Source organism: Isoptericola sp. NPDC019482 (assembly GCF_040632295.1).
GTDB lineage: Bacteria > Actinomycetota > Actinomycetes > Actinomycetales > Cellulomonadaceae > Isoptericola.
The window spans coordinates 282,545-301,430 of sequence record NZ_JBEYBQ010000001.1 but is presented as its reverse complement, the minus strand read 5'-3'; the positions used below and the strand labels follow the sequence as shown (position 1 = coordinate 301,430).

The following is an 18,886-nucleotide window of genomic DNA, read 5'->3' as shown; positions in this document are numbered from 1 at the left end:
CCATGCCTACCGCACCGAAGCCAGCCACGCCCACCATCGCCGCCCAGCAGCAGGCGGTCCGCGACACCCTCCCGTTCTCCGACCGGCAGGACTTCGAGGACGCGACGCGCGGGCTGGTCGCCCGGCGCACGCCGAACGCGGTGCCGAACGCCGCCGGCGACGTCGTGTGGGACAACGACACCTACGCCTTCCTCGACGGCGAGGCCCCGGACACCGTGAACCCGAGCCTGTGGCGGCAGTCGCAGCTGAGCGCGGTCGAGGGCCTGTTCGAGGTGGTGCCCGGCATCTACCAGGTGCGCGGCATGGACCTGTCGAACACCACGATCATCGAGGGCGACACGGGCGTGATCGTCATCGACACCCTGCTGTCCAACGAGACGGGTGCCGCCGCCCTCGCGCTCTACCGTGAGCACCGCGGCGACCGGCCGGTCAGCGCGATCATCTACACGCACTCGCACGCCGACCACTTCGGCGGCACCAAGGGGTTCGTCTCCCAGGAGGACGTGGACTCCGGGAGGGTGCGGATCTTCGCGCCCGAGGGCTTCCTCGAGCACGCCGTGTCGGAGAACGTGTACGCGGGCGTCGCGATGAACCGCCGCGCGGCCTACATGTACGGGGCCGCGCTCGCCCGCGGCCCGCAGGGGCAGGTGGGTGCCGGGCTCGGGCAGACGATCTCGACCGGCGAGGTGTCGCTCATCGAGCCGACCGACCTCGTCTCGACGACGGGGCACGAGGAGGTCGTCGACGGCGTCCGGCTGGTCTTCCAGATGGCGCCCGGCACCGAGGCGCCGGCCGAGATGCTCATCTACCTGCCCGACTTCCACGCCCTGTGCGCCGCCGAGGACGCCACCCACACGCTGCACAACCTGCTGACCCTCCGCGGCGCCGTCGTGCGCGACCCGCACGCGTGGGCGCACTACCTCACGGAGACGATCGACCTGTTCGGCGGCGACGTCGAGGTCGTGTTCGCCTCGCACCACTGGCCCACGTGGGGCCGCGAGCGGGTCGTGACGTTCCTGCAGAACCAGCGCGACATCTACGCCTACCTGCACGACCAGACGTTGCGCCTGCTCAACAAGGGCCTCACGGGCCCGGAGATCGCCGAGGAGATCACCCTCCCGCCGGCGCTCGAGAACGCGTGGAACGCGCGCGGCTACTACGGCTCCGTCAGCCACAACGTCAAGGCGATCTACCAGCGGTACCTGGGCTGGTTCGACGGCAACCCGGCGCACCTGTGGGAGCACACCCCGGTCGAGCGGGCGAAGCGCTACGCGAAGCTCGCCGGCGGCGTCGACGCGCTCGTCACGAACGCCCGCGAGGCGTTCGACGCGGGCGACTTCCGTTGGGCCGCGGAGGCCGCGAACCACGCGGTCTTCGCCGAGCCGGACCACGCCGCCGCCCGCGAGCTGCTGGCCGACACGTACGAGCAGCTCGGCTACGGCTCCGAGAACGGCACCTGGCGCGACTTCTACCTGTCCGGCGCCACCGAGCTGCGCGACGGCCAGTTCGGGACGCCGACGGAGACGAACGCCCCGGACGTCATCGCCAACCTCTCCCCCGAGATGCTGTTCGACGCCCTCGCGATCCAGGTGAACGGCCCGGCCGCGTGGGACGTCACGGTCGCCATCGACGTCGTGGTCTCCGACACGGACCAGCGCTACCGCGTGTGGCTCACGAACGGCGTCCTGTCCTACAGCGCCGCCCCCCAGCAGGGTGATGCGGACGCGACCATCACGTCGCGGCGCGCGGCCCTGCCGGCGCTGGCGGCAGGGAACCCCGAGGCGCTGGCCGCCGCAGGCATCGAGGTGACGGGCGACGCCACCGCGCTCGGCCGCCTCACCGCCGTCCTCGACCCGGGCGACAAGAACTTCTCGATCGTCACGCCCTGAGCACCACCGGTCGAGGGTTCCGGGCACGTCCCGGAACCCTCGACCGGGCCCGTCCGTTCGCCGTGCGCTGACGATGCCCTGCTGGCAGCCTGCGGGTATGTCTTCTCCGAAGCCAGCCACCCCGGCCATCGCAGAGCAGCAGGCGGAGCTCCTCGGCACGCTCCCCTTCTCCGACACCCAGGACTTCGACGACGCGGCCCGGGGCCTCCTCGGGCGGCGCACGCCGAACGCCGTCACGAAGCCCGACGGCACGGTCGTCTGGGACAACGACACCTACGGCTTCCTCGCCGGCGACGCCCCGGACACCGTCAACCCGAGCCTGTGGCGGCAGTCGAAGCTGGTCGCGGAGCAGGGCCTGTTCGAGGTGGTCGAGGGCATCTACCAGGTGCGCGGCTTCGACCTGTCGAACGTGACGTTCATCGAGGGCACGACGGGCGTCATCGTGCTCGACCCGCTCATCTCCACCGAGACCGCCGCCGCCGCGCTCGCCCTGTACCGCGAGCACCGCGGCGACCGGCCGGTCACGGGGATCATCTACACCCACTGCCACGTGGACCACTTCGGCGGCGTCAAGGGCGTCACCACGCAGGAGGACGTCGACGCCGGCCGCGTGCCCGTGGTCGCCCCGGCCGGGTTCACCGAGCCGGCCGTGGCCGAGAACGTCTATGCCGGCACCGCCATGAGCCGCCGCGCCGGCTACATGTACGGCGCGGCGCTCGCCCGCGGCCCGCAGGGACAGGTCGGCGCCGGCCTCGGCCAGACGACGTCCACCGGCACCGTCACGCTCATCTCCCCGACCCTCGACATCACGCACACCGGGCAGGAGGAGACCGTCGACGACGTGCGCATGGTCTTCCAGATGGCGCCCGGCACCGAGGCCCCGGCGGAGATGCTCATCTGGTTCCCGGACCACCGGGCGCTGTGCACGGCCGAGGACGCGACGCACACGCTGCACAACCTGCTCACCCTGCGCGGCGCCGTCGTGCGCGACCCGCACGCCTGGGCGAACTACCTCACCGAGACGATCGACCTGTTCGGCGCCGACGTCGAGACCGTGTTCGCCTCGCACCACTGGCCCACCTGGGGCAACGCGCGGATCGTCGAGTACCTGGGCACGCAGCGGGACCTGTACGCCTACCTGCACGACCAGACGCTGCGCCTGCTGAACAAGGGCTTCGTCGGCTCCGAGATCGCCGAGCAGCTGCCGCTGCCCCCGGCGCTGGAGAACGCCTGGCACGCCCGCGGGTACTACGGCTCGGTCAGCCACAACATCAAGGCGATCTACCAGCGGTACATGGGCTGGTACGACGGCAACCCCGCGCACCTGTGGCAGCACCCGCCCGTCGAGCAGGGCAAGCGGTACGTGGAGTTCATGGGCGGCGCAGACGCCGTGGTGGAGAAGGCGCGCGCGTCGTACGACGCCGGCGACTTCCGCTGGGTGGCCGAGGTGCTGAGCCACGTCGTGTTCGCCCAGCCCGACCACGCCGGCGCGAAGGAGCTGCTCGCCGACACGTTCGAGCAGCTCGGGTACGGCGCGGAGAACGGCACCTGGCGGTCGGTGTACCTCTCCGGCGCGACCGAGCTGCGGGAGGGGAACTTCGGCACCCCCACGCAGACGGCGTCGGCGGACATCGTCGCGCACCTCTCCCCCGAGATGCTGTTCGACGCACTCGCGATCCAGATCGACGGCCCGAAGGCCTGGGACCACCGGGTCACCGCCGACGTCGTGCTCACGGACGCGGACGCCCGCTACCGGTTGCGGCTCGCCAACGGCGCCCTCACGTACAGCGCCAGGCCCCAGCGAGACGACGCCGACGTGACCATCACGACGTCGCGCGCGAACCTGCCCGCGCTGGCGGGCGGCCTGGACCCGGCCCGCCTCGCCGCCGCCGGCATCGAGGTCGGCGGCGACACGGACGCGCTGGCGAAGGTGCACGGCATCCTCGACCCGGGCGACCCGGACTTCGACATCGTCACGCCGTGAGCTGAGGGGCTCCGACCCTCCCCAGGAGGGGGCGGGCGGGGAGCACCCGGTCGACGGCGACGATGAGCAGGCCCAGGACGTAGAACGCGCCGCCGTACAGCACCAGGTTGAGCCCCAGCCCGCCCCACCCGAGGGCGTCCAGGTCGATGAACCCGTAGGGGTACGCGCTGCCCGGGCTGAGCTGCCCGCGCAGCAGGATCGCGCCGAAGTACAGCACGGGGAAGAGCATCCACAGCCCCGCGTCCCGCAGGCGGGCGCGGCGGTGCGGGTCGAGCAGGAGGAAGTCGAGCACGACGGCGATCGGCAGCGCGCGGTGCTCCACCTGACCGTCGGTGAGCCCGAGGAACACGGCCGGCGCGTCCGGCGACTCCGGCGCGAGGACCAGCCACGCGACCAGGCCGGTGATGGCCGCGGCGAGCGTCACCAGCCCCTTCGCCCACACCGGCGGCGGCTCCCGGCGCAGCAGCGTCGTGACCGCGGCCCAGCCGAACACCGCCACCGCGAGAAAGCTGGTGAGGTTGGTGAAGTAGACGAACCCGTCGACGTCGCCGTCGCGCCAGATGGCGCGCGTGCCGACGAGCCCGAGCGCGACGACGAGGAGCCGGAACAGGCCCACGATCACGAACATGGCGGTAGTGAACCAGACTCCGCGCGCTCGCCCGCCGTCAGAAGACGACGACCGCGACCAGCCCGGCCAGCCCGAGCAGGGCCGTGCCCGCGCACATCACCACGATCCGGCGCCCGTGCCGCAGGCGGGGCTCGGCCGTGTCGAGGTGCCGGTGCGTGTGGCGCGCGTGCCGCTTGGCGAACCACCACAGCGGGGGCGTGAGCACCAGCCCGACCGCTGCCGCCAGCAGGAACGACGTCTCGCCGTCGACGCCGGGCAGCGTCTGCCAGGCCACCGCGCACGCCGCGGTGAACGACAGGAGCGTGCGGCGCCAGGCCAGCGCGGTGCGCTCGACCTGAAGGCCGCGGTCGCGCTCGGGGCCGACGAGGGGCGGGTCGGTTCGGTCGGTCATGTCGGCGCCGTCAGGTCAGTACAGCAGCAGGGCGAGCAGCACGAGGATGCCCACGACGGTGATGGTCAGGACCAGCACGAACCCGGTGATCGCGCCGGGGAGCGGGCCGTGCTCGCGCATCGCCCGCTCGGAGCGGGCCCACTCGACCGCCGCCGCGACCGGGACGACGGCGCCCGCCACGAGCAGCACGATCGCGGACGCGAGGCGCAGGTGCGGCTCCATCGGCAGGTCCAGCGCCTCGAGCGCCGTGCCGCCCGCGATGAGTCCCAGCGCGGTGCGGAGCCACGCGAGGATGGTGCGTTCGTTGGCCAGGGAGAACCGCGGGTCGGGCTCCGTGCCCCTCTCGTACACCCACCGGGGGAAGCGTTCGCGGCTCACGAGGCCCGAGCCTAGCCAGGACGAGGCCGTCGGGCGCGGGCGGGACCCCGAGCGCCGCGCCGTCGGGTGGTCGTCGGTGGCCGTCGCTAGCGTCGGCCCATGACCACCGCCGCGCCCGACGCCCGTGCCGCGTTCCTCACCCTGCACCGCCCGGGCGACCCGCTGCTGCTGCCGAACGCGTGGGACGCCGGGTCTGCGCGGATCCTCGCCGCGCTCGGCTTCGCCGCCGTCGCGACGACGAGCAGCGGGTTCGCCGCGACGCTCGGGCGGCCCGACGGCGGCGCGACGCGGGACGAGACGCTCGCGCACGCCGCGGTGCTCGTGGCCGCCGTCGACGTCCCCGTGAGCGCCGACCTGGAGAACGGCTTCGCGGACTCCCCCGCCGACGTCGCCCGCACCGTCGCCGACACCCGCCGCACCGGTGTGGCCGGCGCCTCCGTGGAGGACGCCACCGGCCGGGACGACGAGCCGATGTACGACCGGGGCCTCGCCGTCGAGCGCGTGGCCGCCGCGGCCGAGGCGGCGGGCGACCTGGTGCTCACCGCCCGCTGCGAGAACCACCTGTACGGCCGCGACGACCTCGCCGACACGATCGCGCGGCTGCAGGCCTACCAGGAGGCCGGCGCCGACGTGCTGTACGCGCCGGGCCTGCGCGACGCCGCCGCGATCGCGACCGTCTGCCGCGAGGTGGACCGCCCCGTCAACGCTCTGCTCGTCGCCGGCGGCCCCACGCCGCAGGAGCTGGCCGACGCCGGGGTGGCACGGATCTCCGTCGGCGGCACGTTCGCGTGGAACGCCCTGTCCGCCCTCGTCGACGCCGCCCGCGAGCTCCAGGCCGGCGGGGTCGGGTTCCTCGACCGCACCGGCCCGGCGCGCGACGTCATGCCGCGCGCGTTCCAGGGCTGACGGCGCGGCTCAGAGCGCGGCGGCGAACGCCCGCACCAGCGGGTGGATCGGCTCCCCGGCCGACGCGCCGATGTGCGGCTGGAAGAGGCTGACCACGAAGAACGGGTGGTCGACGAGCTCGAGCACCTCGGCCCCGGCGTCGTCCGCGACCGCCCCCACGACGACGCCCGCCGCCTCCAGCGCCCGGACCGCCTCCGGCGTGGGCGCGTACCCGCAGAAGTGCATCCCGGGGAACGGCTCGCCCACCCACGAGGCGAACCGCGTGCCCGCCACCGGCGTCACGAGCCGCTCCTCGCCGTACAACGAGCACGCGAGCGGCGCCACGACGTTGTCGTCCGCCTCGCCGTCGGACTCCGCGTGGCTCGCCGAGGCGCCGAGCACGTGGCGCACCAGCTCCACGACCGCGTACTGCATCCCCGCGCACGTGCCGAGGAACGGGACGCCGCCCTCGCGGGCCGCGGTGATCGCGCGCAGCACGGCCGCCTCGTCGGCGTAGGGCGAGCCGGGCACGAGCCACACGCCGTCGTGGTCCGCGACGTCGAACGGCGCGTCGGTCGGCACCCACACCGCCTCCACGCCGAGCTCGTCCGCGAGCCGCGGGACGAGGGCGTCGAGCTCGCGGTGGCTGGTGTGGTCACGGTGGTCGCCGAGCAGCGCGAGGGTCACGGCGACACCGTAGCGCCCGCCGGCCCGTGGTCAGGGCACGAGTCGCTGGGTGATCACCGACTCCTCGGGCCCGTGCTGCACGCGCGCGAGCGCGCCGTTCACCAGGGCCAGGTACGGCGGCAGGTGCCCGCACTCGACCTCGGCCAGCAGGGGGATGTCGAGGTCGCCGAGCGCGTCGCGGACGGCGTCGTGCTGGGTGAAGCCGTCCGAGTCCGGGGCGTGCGTGCGGCTCACCAGCACCGCGCTCGCGGCGTCGAACCAGCCCGCGTGGCGCATCGCCCACAGGGCCCGGCCGACCTCGAGCGCCTCCCACTCGAGGACGTCGAGGTAGACGACCAGGCCCTCCGGCGCATGCTCCGCGGCGAACGCCCGCACGTCGCCGAACGGCGTGCCCGCCAGCAGCGAGACGGTCTCCAGGCAGCCGCCGACCAGCCGGCCCTGGACGTCCACCGGGGCGGCCGGGTCCACGCCGTCGAGGCGCAGCCACGAGCCCTCGGCGTCGAGCGTCCACGTCGACACCTCGGGCTCGTTCTCGTAGTCGTCCCAACCGTGGGACCGGAACCGTCGCGGCGAGCGCTGCACCAGCGCCTCGCCCGGCTGGGCCGAGGCGGCGACGTCCCACCAGCCCAGGACACCGGCAGGCACGTCGTACGGGGTGTCCATGAGGTTCTGACCGTGCAGGGTCGCGACGCCCGTGCGCAGGGTCAGCGGCAGCTGGAGCGTGGAGGTGTCCGAGAAACCGACCAGCCACGTCGGGTCGGCGGCGAACGCCTCCCAGTCGAGCCGGCCCAGCAGGTCCGTGGCGAGCTCGCCGCCCCACGGCGGCACGACGGCGCGCACCCCCGGGTCCGTGAGCATCGCGCTGAGCTCGGCGGCCCGCACGTCCGCCGGCGCGCTGACGATGCCGCCGCGCGTGGGCGTCTCGCCGACCCGCACGTCGTAGCCCTTCGCCCGCACGACGTCGGCCGCGTGGAGCAGGCGTCGATGGAGCGGCGGCTCGACGCCCGACGACGGCGCGGTGACGCCGATCGTGTCGCCGGGACGAAGGGGGCGCGGGTAGCGGATCGTCATGGCCGGACTGTGCCCGACGCCGAGGCCGCCGGCAACGCGTTTCCGGTGGCCTGCCGGTTTTCCACAGGCGCACCTCGGCCCTGGTGTGGGGCCACGCCGCTCCGCTAGGGTCGAACACGTGTTCGAGCAACGGCTCGAGCACAGGCTCTCGCTCGACGGTGAGGAGGTGACGACGATGGCCGCGGAGCTGGACGTCGCGATCGACGACCTACCGGTCGTCACCACGCCGTGGGACGACGTGCTCTCACCGGCCGGCCCCACGACGGTGCACGACGTCTCGGCCGCGCTCGACGACGTGGAGCGGCTCCAGTCACGGATCAACGCGCTGGAGGGCGAGAAGCTCCTGGCCGTCGAGCGGGCGCGCCGCGCGGTGGTCCGGTGCGAGCCCGACCTGCTGGCGGGCGAGCAGCTGCGCGTGCTAAACGCCGGTACCTCCCGGCAGCACGAGCTGGCCCGGCGCGCGTTCGTCGCAGACGTCGCGACCACGCTGCGCGTCTCCGAACGGCAGGCCGACCACCTCCTCGAGACCGCGCGAACCCTGACCTCGGCAGGCTCCGCCACGCTCGCCGAGCTCTGCCACGGCCGCATCGGAGCCCGCCACGCCACGGCGATGGCCGACACGCTCGCCGACCTCCCCGACGCCCAGGCCCAGGCCGCCGTCCAGGCCGAGGCGCTCCCCCGGGCCGCGACGACGACACCGGCCCAGTTCCGGTCGTTCCTGCGCCGCGCCCGCGACCGCGCCCACCCCGAACCCTTCACGCTGCGGCACGCGAGGGCGGCGGCGAAGCGCGGCGTGTTCGTCGACCCCGCCTCCGACGGCATGGCCTGGCTCAGCGCCTACCTGCCCGCCACGACCGCCCACGCGGCCCACGACCGGCTGACCACCGCCGCCCGCACCGCCCGCGACGCCGGAGATCCACGCACGCTGTCCCAGCTCCGCGCCGACGCGTACACCGCCCTCCTGCTGTCCGGCGCCGAGCCCACGAGCGACCTCGACCCGGTCACGACGACAGAACCGGCGGACGGCCACGTGCCGAACCTCGCCGACCATGCCCGCAGGATCGTCCCTCGCGTCCAGATCACCGTGCCCGTCATGACACTGCTCGGCCGCTCGGACGACCCCGCCGAGCTGACGGGCCACGGCGCGATCGACCCCGACGTCGCGACACTCCTCACCGCCCGGGCGCCGTCGCTGCGTCGCCTGCTGGTCGACCCGGTGTCGGGCGAGCTGCTGTCCGCCGACCCCGGCACGTACGCCGTCCCGGCAGCGCTGCGCACGTACCTCGAGGCGCGTGACAGCACCTGCCGTTTCCCCGGCTGCACCCGCCCGGCACCACGCTGCGACCTCGACCACACCGTCGCGTGGGCCGACGGCGGACGGACGACCGCGGACAACCTGGCCCACGTGTGCCGCCGCCACCGTAAAGTTGTCTTATGGCATACATGGATTCGGGGTCGCAGCAGCCCCGCCGGGCGGCGGTCTACGGGCGGCAGAGCAAGGACAACGCGGACGGCATCGACCGTCAGGTGCGGCGCTGCACGGCGCTGATCGAAGCGCGCGGGTGGACCCTTGTGGACACCTACGTGGACGACGACACCAGCGCGTCCAAGCCGCGCGGGAAGGGCACCCGCTGGGCGGCCATGCTGGCCGACGCCGAGGCGGGGCGCGTAGACCTCGTGGTGGCCGTGGACCTGGACCGGCTGCTGCGGTCCACCCGCGACCTGAACACCCTGATCGACGCCGGGCTGATGGCGGTCACGGTGGACGGGGAGATTGACCTGAGCACGGCCGACGGCGAGTTCCGCGCCACGATGCTGGCGGGCATCGCCCGATTCGAGGTGCGCCGCAAGGGCGAGCGCCAGCGCCGCGCCAACGAGCAGATGGCCGAGCGCGGGCAGCCCATCTACCGGGGCCGCCGGTTCGGCTACCAGCACGGCAACAAGAAGTTGGACGAGACCGAGGCCCGCCTGATCCGCGAGGCCTACGACGCCATCATGAACGGCGGCTCCCAGTCCGGCGTGGCCCGCGAGTGGACCCGGATCGGGGCGCGCACGGAACGCGGCGGACAGTGGAACGCCCAGCGCGTGCGCCAGGTGCTGAGCAATCCGGTGTACGCGGGCATGGGCACCTACCGGCGCCAGTTGACCGGGGTCAAGGGCGACTGGGAAGCGATCTTCACCGAGGACGAGTGGCGGGCGTTCATGGCGGTCACGGACAAGCGCCGCACCGGCCCGCGCACCGGCAAGACCGTGGCGTCGCTGCTGACCGGGCTAGCCCGCTGCGGGCGGTGCGAGGCCGTAGGCGAGGACGTGACCGTGGTGGCGGGCCGCAACAACCGCAACACACCCACCTATCGGTGCCCCACCCATCCCCACCTGGCACGGGGCCGCGCCCCCATCGACGCCCTCGTGGTGGAGACCATCGTGGAGCGCCTGAGCCGCCCCGACGCCGTGGCCCTCGTGGAGGACACCGAGCGGGTGGAGCGGCTGCGCGAGGTGCGCGGCCAGGCCGCCGTGGTGCGCGCCCGGCTGGACGAAATCGCCGTCCTGTTCGGTGACGGGGACATGACCCCGGCCCAGTTCAAGGCGGCCAGCAACACCGCGCGCGAGAAGTTGACCGCCCTGGAGGCCCAGCAGGTGACCCTGACGGGCGGCAACGTGCTGGCGGGCCTGGTCGGCGCCCCCGACGTGCGCGCAGCCTGGGACGCGCTGGACGTCGACCGCCAGCGGGCCATCGTCGCGCGGCTGCTGCACGTCACGATCAACCCCACCGGGCCGGGCAACCGCCGCACGTTCCAGCCCGAGACCATCACGCTGGTCTGGCGCGACGGCGAGGACGCATAACGCACTCCGAGCGTCAGATTCTTGACACGCGCCGCCGCCAACGGGCACGGTCGGACCCAGACGCCTACCGACGCAAGAGGGATGGGTCCGCGCCCTCGTCAGGACTGGCACCAAGGAAGCACGGGAACCTGAGCCCCAGACCCCAGCACTACGAAGCCGTGAGACGGACCGGCGAGGCGTAGGCGGCGGGGAAGCACTCCACACCTGGAGCACTCCCATGCCTGTCCTGACCCCCAGCCGCCCGCTGGACCCTGACGGCCCCTCGCTCATCACCAAGGCCAAGGCCGCCGCTCTGCTCAGCGTCAACGAGCGGACCGTGGAACGCATGATCGAGGACGGCCGCCTGGCCGTCCGGCGCGTCGGTCCCCTGGTCCGTATCGACGTGGCCGACCTGGACCGCGCCGTGAGCATCGGCGCCCGCACCAACGGGGGTGCGGCCTGATGCTGGACGCCCAGACCCTGGCCCGCATCCACGAGGCCGCCGTGCGCAAGGCCGACGAAGCCCCACCCCTGACGCCGCACCAGCAGGCCGTCATCAAGGCGATGTTCAGCGGCCAGTCCGTCGTGGCTGCCCGCCCCGCCACGACGCGCCCCGCCACGACGTCGGCCCCCACGAACGGCGACGTCTCGTGAGGCGTGAAGCGGCCCCCGGGGGGCGAATCCCGGGGGCCAAGGACGAGAGCAGCGACCGCCAGGGCACCGGGCTTGTCCGTGTCCAGGCTAACCAGGCGGACGCGCCCCGCACAGCCCCCAGGTCGGCCCTAGAGGCGGCCATCGTGGGGCGCCCAGGCGCTGGGGGGCGGTGCCCCGACTGTGGTGCGCCCGAGCAGATTCCGAACCGTGCCGCGCGCCGTCTGGCCGTCCGCCAGGGCATCGCAGACCCGACGGGCTACTACAGCCACGAGAGGACGTGCCCCCTCGCGCCGCCGCGTGGGGACACCTACGGGCGGCGCGACCCGCGCCGGGTCGGGGGTGGTCGGTGATGACCACGACCGAGACAGCGGCGACGACTGCGACGGCGCCGCTGTGCGTCGTCTGCGGCGAGGTGCTGGACCCCCTCGTGGTGAAGTTCGGCAAGGCCTACCACGGGCGGTGCGAGTCGGCCGCCCTGGCCATGCGCAAGGGCGAGGCGGGCCAGCGCCTGGTGGAGTTCCTGAGGACCAGCCCGGCGACGAGTGGCAAGGGCATCACGGACAACGTGCAGGGCAAGCGTGCCTGGCTGCTGGGCGTCCTGGGGGAACTCATCGCCGCTCTCGTCGTGCACCGCGAGGACGGTCCGCGCGGGGCGTTCGTCCACAACCTGACCGACGACCATGCCGAGCGGTTCGAGCAGTGGCGCGCGGCCGTGCTGGCCGTGGTCCCCGATCCCCACCACCAGCCCCACCCCGAGGTGGAGCCCGACCCCGAGGTGGAGCCCGACCCCGAGCCCGACGCCCAGCCGAGCGACCTGGCCCGCTTCCTCCGGGCCTGTGGCTACCGGGACGGCGACCGGCTGGCCCTGTGCACTCAGCCCCCCGGCGGGAAGTTCGTCCCCACCTGGGTGACGCCCGCCGAACTGCTGGCTCGGGACCTGCCCAGCGGCGAGAACGTCTGGCTGAGCATCAACCCCGTCCGCGAGGGCGTGACCTCGGGGCGGGGCACGTCGGCCGACGTGGCGCGCATGATCGCGCTCCCGGCCGACCTGGACGTGGGCGGGACGGGCAAGCACCTGCCGACCTGGAACGCGGCCCGTGCCGTCATCGATGAGGTGTCCGGGCGCCTCGGCGGCGCTCAGCCCGCCGCCTTGGTGTTTAGCGGACACGGGCTCCAGCCCCGCTGGCGCGTGGACGACGGGGGCGACGTCGCGCGAGCCCGAGCCCTGGGCAGCGCGTTCGCCCGTCTCGTGGCCGGGGTGGCCGAGCGGCACGGCGGCACGGTCGATACCGTCTCGGACGCCGCGCGCGTCATGCGCGTCCCTGGGACGTGGAACGTCGGCAAGGGCGAGCCGATGGCCGTCATGCTGCTGGACGCCGCTGAGCCCGACGAGTTGGACGTCCTGAGCCTGGACGACCTGGAGGGCTACCTGAACGACGCCGGGGTGCGCGTCGTGGCCGAGGACTACGAGGCCGAGCGCGAGGTGGTCGCCGCGCCGGACAAGTGGCCTGAGGGGCTGGCCGAGCCGTGCCGCTATGTCGCCCGCATGGTCGACGGCTGGCAGACCGACACCCCAGACGGACGGCACCCGTGGCTGGTGTCGCAGATGGTCCGGCTGGCCTGTGCCCGGCGCCAAGGGTGCCTGAACGACGACACCTGGGCCGAGGCCCAGCGCGCCCTGGTCGCCCGGTTCGAGTGGCTGCTGGCGAACACCGAGCCCCGGCGCGCCCCGGCGCTCGGGGAGGTGGCCGGGGCGGCCGACTACGCCGTGCGCAAAGCCTCGGAGAAGACCGAGGACGAGGCGGCCGGGGAACTGGGCAAGCACCTGCCCCACGCCCCTGACCCGGAGGACGAGGCGTTGATGGCCAAGCTGATGGCCGACAACGCTCCCACGGGCGGGGGTGACGGGGCACTGGTAACCGTGGCGCCGGGTGTGCTGGTGGACGCCGAGCGGGAAGCGTGGTTCTGGAGCCATGGCAGCCTCGCCCGCGTGCGGCAGTTCGCCCAGGCGCGCCGGGCCTCGCCGTGGGCAACGCTAGGCGTCGTGCTCGCACGGGTGGCGGCGGGCACCGACTACGGCACCGTGCTGCCGCCCCTCGTCGGCGGGGAGGGCTCGCTCAACTTGTTCGTGGCCCTGGTCGGCCAGACCTCGGGTGGCAAGGGTGCGGCGGGCAACGCCGGGCGGGACGTGCTGCGCATCTGCACCAGCACCGGCACGAGCGACACGTTCGCCACCGTGCAGCCGGGCAGCGGCGAGGGCATCGCGCACCTGTTCGCCTACCGGGACAAGCCCAAGAAGGGCGATCCGTCGCGCGTCGTGCGGCGTGCCGACTCGGTGCTGTTGGACGCGCGCGAGTCGGAGAGCATGGCGGCGATCCTCTCGCGCACGGGCGGGGGGACCCTGGCCGCCGAACTGTGCAAGGCGTTCATGGGCGAGCATCTGGGGCACGCAACCGTGGACCCCTCGCGGTTCGTGCCCGTGGAGGGCCACGCCTACCGGCTGGCGTTCCTCATGGGCGTGCAACCGTCCCTCGCCGGGTGGTTGACCGCGCTCACGGCGGGCGGGCTACCGGGGCGGTTCCTGTGGGTCCCCACGACGGACGCCCAGCGCCCCGCACCGGCTGACCGGCCGGACCTGCCACCCCCGATCAGTTGGATCGTGCCCGAGGCTCGGCGGCGGGTGCTGGCGGTGCCGCCCGAGGTGGTGGAGGCGGTCGATGCCCACGAGGAAGCCAAGGCGGCCGGGGCCGTCGCGGAGATTGACGGGCACCGGGTGTTCCTGCGGGAGAAGGTCGCCGCCGTGCTGACGCTGCTGGAGGACCCCGAGGCCGAGGCGGTCACGCTGGAGGCGTGGGACCTGGCGGGCCACGTCATGGCCGTCTCGGATGCCACGCGCGGGTGGCTGCTGGGCGTGCTGGCGACCAACGCCCGCGCGGCCAACGTGGCGCGCGGCGAGGCCGAGGGCGAGCGCCTGGCCGTCGCCGCTGAGGCCGCCGCCAACGTGGACGAGGCCCGCGTGTCGGGCAAGGCGTTGGAGTTGCTGCGCGCGGCAGGCGCCCAGGGCATGGCCAGGGGCGCCCTGCGCAAGCGGTTCCGCAGCAGCGACCGCGAGGTGTTCGACGTCGTGTTGCCGAGGCTGATCCACGCCGGGCTGGTGCGCTCCGAGGAACGCGAGGGACAGGGCCGCTCCACCGAGTGGCTGACCGCCACCTGACGCTCGGCCCCGAAACGGTCTAGGGGTGGACAGGGGTGGACGCCGACGGGTGGGCGTCCACCCCTAGGTGTACCTGTGGCCGCACCTGCGAGTGATTTTTTATTGATATTTCAATGGTTCTTGCCCCCCTCTGAGCGCGTGCGAGACACCCTAGGGGTGGACACGTCCACCCCTGTCCACCCCTACAGCGCACCGACGGCCGACCCCGCCCGGATTCTCTCCGCACACCCCGAGCACGTCGGCACAGGCCTCGTCGCCGTCGCCGTCGTCGGCCACGTCGGCCTCGGCCGAGAGGACGGCCGACGGCTGAGCAATTAGTCCCCTCGGGGGGTCGAATTACCCGCGCCGACAAGGCCGCCCGGATTCCTTCCAATTCCGCTCGGGTAACGCGAGAATGGGGAGAACACCAGGACACCGCCCGCCCCGACGACGGGGGCCGGGTCACCGCCAGGGAGGCCGCACCGTGAGCACCGCCGACAAGCACCACCACGACGAGCACCACGAGCGGCCAGGCCATCACCCAGGCCATCCTGGCGAGGCGTTCGGCCTCAGTCCCGAGGAAGCCGAGGCGCTGGCCGTGCGGGCCGTGACGGTCCACGTTGCTCATGCGCCCCTGCCGGACGACGACGGCGCCGAGCGTGCCGCACACCGAGCGTTCGGTGCCGTGCTCAGCATCTGCACCTGCCCTGAGTCGGCCCTGTTGGTGCTGCGGCGCCCGTCCGGGCGCGTGGAGGCCCTGGAGCACCACCACACCGACCCCACCTGTCCCGTGGTGCTCGCAGCCGAGCACCCCGAACTGGAGGTGACACCGTGACCACCACGAGGAAGCCCCGCACGAGGGCAACGACCCCTGAGCCCGACGACGGCCCGCTCACCGAGGCCGAGGCCGCCTATCGACTGCGGGCCGACGAGCCCGACCACAAGGTGCGCGCCCGAGCCCGCCGCGCCGCCCATGGGGAAGCCATCCGGTCCAGCCGCACCGATGAGCCGTTTCCAGCCGTGCGCGAGCGCACCGCCGCCGGGCTGGTGCGCACCGAGGTCGTAGGGCGCCTGATGCCGGGCACGGTGCGCGGCCAGGTGGACGTGCGGAAGATCGACCGATGAGCGGCGCACCTGACGCTGGCCAGCCCCCGCAGCGGCGCACCGTGCTGGCCGCCGCGCCCGCGACGACGGCCAAGGCCACCCCCCGCCCCACCACGGTCACCACGGACGCCTCGGCCCGGCGCGTCGAGACGTCCGGCGACTACGTGGAACTGCTGGCCGTGCCCTGGGGCACGTTCACCGTGGCGGACCGGGGGCCGGACGGGGCCGTCACGGTCTTCCGGGAGGTCTGGGACGACCGCAGCGTGCGCGTGCCCACGAGGCCGCTACGGCTGGCGCTGCACCACGACGTCACCCACCTGGCAGGGGTGCTGACCCGCTGGGAGTCCCGGCCCGATGGCCTGTACGCCTACGGCAAGTTGTCCGGCTCCAGGCAGGACAAGGAACGGGTGCGCGCCTACGTGGCTGACGGGCTCACTCAAGAGGTGTCGGTGGGCTTCATCGGCTCCGAGGACGACGAGTGGAGCCCGCCCCCGACCGGGACGCGCAACACCCTGGCCTCGGTGCGGCGCGTGGGCGTCCCGCTGCGGGAGGTGAGCCTGGTCAACCGCGCCGCGCTGGACGGGGCGCGCGTGCTGCGGCTGAGCGATGAGGACCCCGCCCAGGCCGCCCTGAGGGCCAGGCGCGCCCAGGTGCTGGCCGAGGCCGAGGAAGCCATCCGAGGCCCCGTGGGCAGCCGTCAGCGGTTCGCCCACGACGCCCACGCCGAGCACCAGCAAGCCCTGGCCGACCGCGCCGCCGAGCGCCGCCGCCAGGTGCTTGCCGAGGCCGCCGCGTTCGAGCCCACCGACCGCATGGCCGCCAGGCTCAGCCCGCCGCCCCCACCCTCGTCGCCCGTCGTCGTCGGCCCCTGGGACGGGGTGACCGACCACGAGGTGCTGGCCCGCCAGCGCCAGGCGCTGGAGGTCTACCAGATGACGGCCGGGCGGGACCTGTCCGCCTGGTGCCGCTACACCGAGGCCATGGCCGAGGCGTCCCGGCGCGGGCTGGAGTAGCCCCGCCCCACAGACCACGGCGTCCCCGCCTGCACACCGCACCCATCCCAGCGCTCGGGCCAGGTGGTGGGCTTGGCGGGGACGCCGTGCCCCACCCCTCGTCATGAGCACCACCCCCACCTCGGCCACGAGGGCACCCCCCTGCCTGGCAGCAGACACCCCCCACCCCTGAGCAAGGGACCCCCTGGCCCACAGGCCCCCGCCTGCGGTACGCCCCGGCCCCTGTGGCGCCCCCTCAGCCCCTCCAGGCCCAGGGGTAGCGGGGCCAGACCTCCAGGCCCGCACAGACGCGCGCGTGCACGTCGTGGTCGGGGATGAGCAGCAGCACGACCAGCCGCACCACGAGGGCCGAGCCACCAGGCCCAGCGAGACCGAGGCTCATGGCTCAGCCGCAGCGCCGAGCACGAGGCCGAGCACGAGGTGGTCACGACCATGAGGTGGTCACGACCACAAGCGTGGACGCGCTGAACCATCGTGAAGCCGATGCAGCGGCCGTGAAGCGTCGTCGTCGCAATCGTCAGCGTTCGTGAACCGCGCCGACGCGCCGAGCCGAACGTTTCCGCAGGTCAGCCCCCCACATTTTTTGAGCGCGGCCGGTCGGGCAGCCCCGTGCCACGAAACTTCTGTGTGCAAAGGTTGAAGAGTCAAGCGTTCGGGCCGAGCCCGGCCGGGGCGCCCAGGGGCAGGCCGATGGCCAAGGATCGGAGCCGGGCCAGAGCGCTGCAACTGTCTGGGTTGGTGCAGTTGAACAGCGCGGCGCGCCAGGGCGACCTCCGAGCGTTCAACTGTCCAGATTCGTACAGTTGAACGCATGGGGCGCGACGAGGGAACGGCAATGAGTGTCCGAGCGATTGCGGCGGTCACGGGGGTCAGCCCCAGCACCGCGCACCGAGACCTGGCCAGCCTGCCCGGCTACCAGCCTGATGCCGAAGGGCGCATTGCCGTCGGGCGCGTCATGGGGCTGGACGGCAAGGTGCGGCCATCGCGGAGATTCGACACGACGGCGCGTGACCAGCGCATCCGAGAACTCCGAGACGAGGGGCTATCGATGCGCGCCATTGCCACCGAGGTGGGGTGCTCGGTTGGCACGGTCCACCGAGTCTGTAGCGCGCCCGCCTGAGCCCAGGCCGATGGCCACGGATCAGGGCCGGGGTGGGGTGAACTCCGACTCCCGGGCAACCAAGCGGGTGGTGTGGCGTCTACGGTCTGTCCGTATGAGGCTCGCCAAGCCCCGGCGAACGTGGTTGATCGTCGGGGCCATCGTGGACGCCGCCGCCGTCACCGTGGCCGCGATCTTGTTCCTCGTCGTGCCCTGGGATGCCGTGCGCTGGGGGACGGTGGGCGAGTGGGTCGCTGGGCTCGGCGCCCTCGTCCCGCTGGCGTTCTGGGCCGTTGACCGTCGCGCCCGACTGAGGGCCGAGGCCGAACTGAAGGCCGAACGACGCCGCTCCCAGATCAGGGGCATCAGTTGGCGCGAAACCACCTGGGACACCCCCGACCGGCTGGACAACACGCGGACGTGGGTCGCCCGCAACGATTCCGACGCACCGCTACGCAACGTCTACCTGCATGGCCGGGCGTACGCGCACCACCCGTTTCCGAAGACCTGGCTTCAAGTGCCCTCACAGGGGTCTGGGGCGCTGGGCAAGGGACAGGAACGAGTGTTCTTGTCCAACCCCGTAGACGTGTACCCGCTGCGGAACTTCCGGCTCTCAGTGCGCGACGCTGATGGGGTGTTGTGGGTGCTCGATGAGCAGGGCTACCCGACCGAGACAGAGCGTCTGAACGACACGTTCGACAACGGCGACCCGGACGACTGGCCGGGCTACACCACAGACGACACAGCCGAGAAGGACGAACCGGCAGCCTCACAGTCCTGAGCCCACGCGGACACCGTGACGGACCCCACGCGCACTAGTGCTATAAGACGCGCACGCCGCATCACGTGATGAAGCACGAGACGGGGTGGTCGGCAGCGCAGGAGGCTGACGGCACCCTCGTGTGGACGTCACCCACCGGCCGGGTGTCCCGCGACCCCGTCGCCGACGCCGTCGACCTCACCGGTCGCGACCTCGTCCCACCGGATCCGCCGGATCCGGTGCCCGACCCCGGCGATCCACCCTTCTGAGCCGCATCCCGCAGTGCCCGGCCCAGCCCCTGGATGCTGAGCCCCTGGATGCCGAGCC

General features: G+C 73.3%; 20 protein-coding genes. 14 read left to right on the top strand and 6 right to left on the bottom strand.

Features of this window, described 5'->3' with window-relative positions; translation table 11 throughout:
* The first annotated feature begins 2 nt into the window (after window positions 1-2).
* Complete coding sequence (locus ABZ493_RS01395; RefSeq protein ID WP_430580382.1) at window positions 3-1,889, top strand: alkyl sulfatase dimerization domain-containing protein; 1,887 nt, start codon at window positions 3-5, stop codon at window positions 1,887-1,889.
* Window positions 1,890-1,986: 97 nt separating this feature from the next.
* Window positions 1,987-3,873 (top strand): alkyl sulfatase dimerization domain-containing protein, encoded by a 1,887-nt coding sequence (locus ABZ493_RS01390; protein WP_430580381.1) that lies wholly within the window; start codon window positions 1,987-1,989, stop codon window positions 3,871-3,873.
* Here the strand turns inward: ABZ493_RS01390 and ABZ493_RS01385 are convergent.
* The 3 genes from ABZ493_RS01385 to ABZ493_RS01375 are packed head-to-tail and all read right to left on the bottom strand — an operon-like array spanning window position 3,863 to window position 5,270.
* The gene (locus ABZ493_RS01385) at window positions 3,863-4,501 is read right to left on the bottom strand and encodes a Pr6Pr family membrane protein (protein ID WP_430580380.1); all 639 of its coding nucleotides are present in this window, start codon (window positions 4,499-4,501) and stop codon (window positions 3,863-3,865) included. The two genes, ABZ493_RS01390 and ABZ493_RS01385, sit on opposite strands and share 11 nt — an antisense overlap.
* A 37-nt stretch (window positions 4,502-4,538) precedes the next feature.
* Window positions 4,539-4,892: a DUF202 domain-containing protein gene (locus ABZ493_RS01380; protein ID WP_430580379.1), complete on the bottom strand. Its 354-nt coding sequence runs from the start codon at window positions 4,890-4,892 to the stop codon at window positions 4,539-4,541.
* A gap of 15 nt (window positions 4,893-4,907) precedes the next feature.
* Window positions 4,908-5,270: a DUF202 domain-containing protein gene (locus tag ABZ493_RS01375; protein ID WP_430580378.1), complete on the bottom strand. Its 363-nt coding sequence runs from the start codon at window positions 5,268-5,270 to the stop codon at window positions 4,908-4,910.
* A gap of 99 nt (window positions 5,271-5,369) precedes the next feature.
* Between ABZ493_RS01375 and ABZ493_RS01370 the strand changes: the two genes are divergently transcribed.
* Window positions 5,370-6,176 (top strand): isocitrate lyase/phosphoenolpyruvate mutase family protein, encoded by an 807-nt coding sequence (locus ABZ493_RS01370; protein ID WP_430580377.1) that lies wholly within the window; start codon window positions 5,370-5,372, stop codon window positions 6,174-6,176.
* A 9-nt stretch (window positions 6,177-6,185) separates the two neighbouring features.
* Here the strand turns inward: ABZ493_RS01370 and ABZ493_RS01365 are convergent, their stop codons facing one another.
* Entirely contained in the window at window positions 6,186-6,842 is a 657-nt protein-coding gene (locus ABZ493_RS01365; protein ID WP_430580376.1) for a hypothetical protein, read from the bottom strand.
* Window positions 6,843-6,872: 30 nt separating this feature from the next.
* Entirely contained in the window at window positions 6,873-7,913 is a 1,041-nt protein-coding gene (locus ABZ493_RS01360; RefSeq protein ID WP_430580375.1) for a S66 peptidase family protein, read from the bottom strand.
* A gap of 175 nt (window positions 7,914-8,088) precedes the next feature.
* Between ABZ493_RS01360 and ABZ493_RS01355 the strand changes: the two genes are divergently transcribed.
* The 8 genes from ABZ493_RS01355 to ABZ493_RS01320 all read left to right on the top strand — a co-directional run bounded on the left by ABZ493_RS01355 (window position 8,089) and on the right by ABZ493_RS01320 (window position 16,700).
* Entirely contained in the window at window positions 8,089-9,462 is a 1,374-nt protein-coding gene (locus tag ABZ493_RS01355; RefSeq protein ID WP_430580493.1) for a DUF222 domain-containing protein, read from the top strand.
* Window positions 9,348-10,757, top strand: a complete 1,410-nt coding sequence (locus ABZ493_RS01350; protein WP_430580374.1) for a recombinase family protein — start codon at window positions 9,348-9,350, stop codon at window positions 10,755-10,757. The genes ABZ493_RS01355 and ABZ493_RS01350 overlap by 115 nt, the downstream gene beginning before the upstream one ends.
* 217 nt (window positions 10,758-10,974) lie before the next feature.
* Window positions 10,975-11,199 (top strand): helix-turn-helix domain-containing protein, encoded by a 225-nt coding sequence (locus ABZ493_RS01345; RefSeq protein WP_430580373.1) that lies wholly within the window; start codon window positions 10,975-10,977, stop codon window positions 11,197-11,199.
* A complete protein-coding gene (locus tag ABZ493_RS01340) occupies window positions 11,199-11,390 on the top strand; it encodes a hypothetical protein (protein ID WP_430580372.1) in 192 nt (63 codons plus the stop codon). The genes ABZ493_RS01345 and ABZ493_RS01340 overlap by 1 nt, the downstream gene beginning before the upstream one ends.
* A 349-nt stretch (window positions 11,391-11,739) precedes the next feature.
* Window positions 11,740-14,604 carry a hypothetical protein gene (locus tag ABZ493_RS01335; protein WP_430580371.1) on the top strand — a complete coding sequence of 955 codons (2,865 nt, stop codon included), beginning with the start codon at window positions 11,740-11,742 and terminating at the stop codon, window positions 14,602-14,604.
* Window positions 14,605-15,067: 463 nt separating this feature from the next.
* Window positions 15,068-15,418, top strand: coding sequence for a hypothetical protein (locus tag ABZ493_RS01330; RefSeq protein ID WP_430580370.1), 351 nt, complete (start codon window positions 15,068-15,070; stop codon window positions 15,416-15,418).
* Window positions 15,415-15,708, top strand: a complete 294-nt coding sequence (locus tag ABZ493_RS01325; RefSeq protein ID WP_430580369.1) for a hypothetical protein — start codon at window positions 15,415-15,417, stop codon at window positions 15,706-15,708. Before ABZ493_RS01330 ends, ABZ493_RS01325 begins: the two co-directional genes overlap by 4 nt.
* Window positions 15,705-16,700 carry a hypothetical protein gene (locus tag ABZ493_RS01320; protein WP_430580368.1) on the top strand — a complete coding sequence of 332 codons (996 nt, stop codon included), beginning with the start codon at window positions 15,705-15,707 and terminating at the stop codon, window positions 16,698-16,700. The genes ABZ493_RS01325 and ABZ493_RS01320 overlap by 4 nt, the downstream gene beginning before the upstream one ends.
* A gap of 235 nt (window positions 16,701-16,935) precedes the next feature.
* Here ABZ493_RS01320 and ABZ493_RS01315 read toward each other — a convergent pair whose 3' ends face one another.
* Complete coding sequence (locus ABZ493_RS01315) at window positions 16,936-17,082, bottom strand: hypothetical protein (protein WP_430580367.1); 147 nt, start codon at window positions 17,080-17,082, stop codon at window positions 16,936-16,938.
* A gap of 429 nt (window positions 17,083-17,511) precedes the next feature.
* Between ABZ493_RS01315 and ABZ493_RS01310 the strand changes: the two genes are divergently transcribed.
* The 3 genes from ABZ493_RS01310 (at window position 17,512) to ABZ493_RS01300 (ending at window position 18,828) form a co-directional block, all read left to right on the top strand.
* Window positions 17,512-17,820: a helix-turn-helix domain-containing protein gene (locus tag ABZ493_RS01310; RefSeq protein ID WP_430580366.1), complete on the top strand. Its 309-nt coding sequence runs from the start codon at window positions 17,512-17,514 to the stop codon at window positions 17,818-17,820.
* A 94-nt stretch (window positions 17,821-17,914) separates the two neighbouring features.
* Window positions 17,915-18,580 (top strand): hypothetical protein, encoded by a 666-nt coding sequence (locus tag ABZ493_RS01305; protein ID WP_430580365.1) that lies wholly within the window; start codon window positions 17,915-17,917, stop codon window positions 18,578-18,580.
* A 68-nt stretch (window positions 18,581-18,648) separates the two neighbouring features.
* On the top strand, window positions 18,649-18,828 hold the full coding sequence (locus ABZ493_RS01300) for a hypothetical protein (protein WP_430580364.1): 180 nt from the start codon (window positions 18,649-18,651) through the stop codon (window positions 18,826-18,828).
* Window positions 18,829-18,886: the final 58 nt, after the last annotated feature.

What these genes read in the sequence shown, in the direction of transcription:
- ABZ493_RS01305 (WP_430580365.1), top strand. Translation starts at nt 17,915, where the DNA reads ATGAGGCTCGCCAAGCCCCGGCGAACGTGGTTGATCGTCGGGGCCATC.
- ABZ493_RS01370 (WP_430580377.1), top strand. Translation starts at nt 5,370, where the DNA reads ATGACCACCGCCGCGCCCGACGCCCGTGCCGCGTTCCTCACCCTGCAC.
- ABZ493_RS01310 (WP_430580366.1), top strand. Translation starts at nt 17,512, where the DNA reads ATGGGGCGCGACGAGGGAACGGCAATGAGTGTCCGAGCGATTGCGGCG.
- ABZ493_RS01345 (WP_430580373.1), top strand. Translation starts at nt 10,975, where the DNA reads ATGCCTGTCCTGACCCCCAGCCGCCCGCTGGACCCTGACGGCCCCTCG.
- ABZ493_RS01320 (WP_430580368.1), top strand. Translation starts at nt 15,705, where the DNA reads ATGAGCGGCGCACCTGACGCTGGCCAGCCCCCGCAGCGGCGCACCGTG.
- ABZ493_RS01350 (WP_430580374.1), top strand. Translation starts at nt 9,348, where the DNA reads ATGGCATACATGGATTCGGGGTCGCAGCAGCCCCGCCGGGCGGCGGTC.
- ABZ493_RS01395 (WP_430580382.1), top strand. Translation starts at nt 3, where the DNA reads ATGCCTACCGCACCGAAGCCAGCCACGCCCACCATCGCCGCCCAGCAG.
- ABZ493_RS01300 (WP_430580364.1), top strand. Translation starts at nt 18,649, where the DNA reads ATGAAGCACGAGACGGGGTGGTCGGCAGCGCAGGAGGCTGACGGCACC.
- ABZ493_RS01340 (WP_430580372.1), top strand. Translation starts at nt 11,199, where the DNA reads ATGCTGGACGCCCAGACCCTGGCCCGCATCCACGAGGCCGCCGTGCGC.
- ABZ493_RS01335 (WP_430580371.1), top strand. Translation starts at nt 11,740, where the DNA reads ATGACCACGACCGAGACAGCGGCGACGACTGCGACGGCGCCGCTGTGC.
- ABZ493_RS01380 (WP_430580379.1), bottom strand. Translation starts at nt 4,892, where the DNA reads ATGACCGACCGAACCGACCCGCCCCTCGTCGGCCCCGAGCGCGACCGC.
- ABZ493_RS01315 (WP_430580367.1), bottom strand. Translation starts at nt 17,082, where the DNA reads ATGAGCCTCGGTCTCGCTGGGCCTGGTGGCTCGGCCCTCGTGGTGCGG.
- ABZ493_RS01360 (WP_430580375.1), bottom strand. Translation starts at nt 7,913, where the DNA reads ATGACGATCCGCTACCCGCGCCCCCTTCGTCCCGGCGACACGATCGGC.
- ABZ493_RS01385 (WP_430580380.1), bottom strand. Translation starts at nt 4,501, where the DNA reads ATGTTCGTGATCGTGGGCCTGTTCCGGCTCCTCGTCGTCGCGCTCGGG.
- ABZ493_RS01355 (WP_430580493.1), top strand. Translation starts at nt 8,089, where the DNA reads ATGGCCGCGGAGCTGGACGTCGCGATCGACGACCTACCGGTCGTCACC.
- ABZ493_RS01390 (WP_430580381.1), top strand. Translation starts at nt 1,987, where the DNA reads ATGTCTTCTCCGAAGCCAGCCACCCCGGCCATCGCAGAGCAGCAGGCG.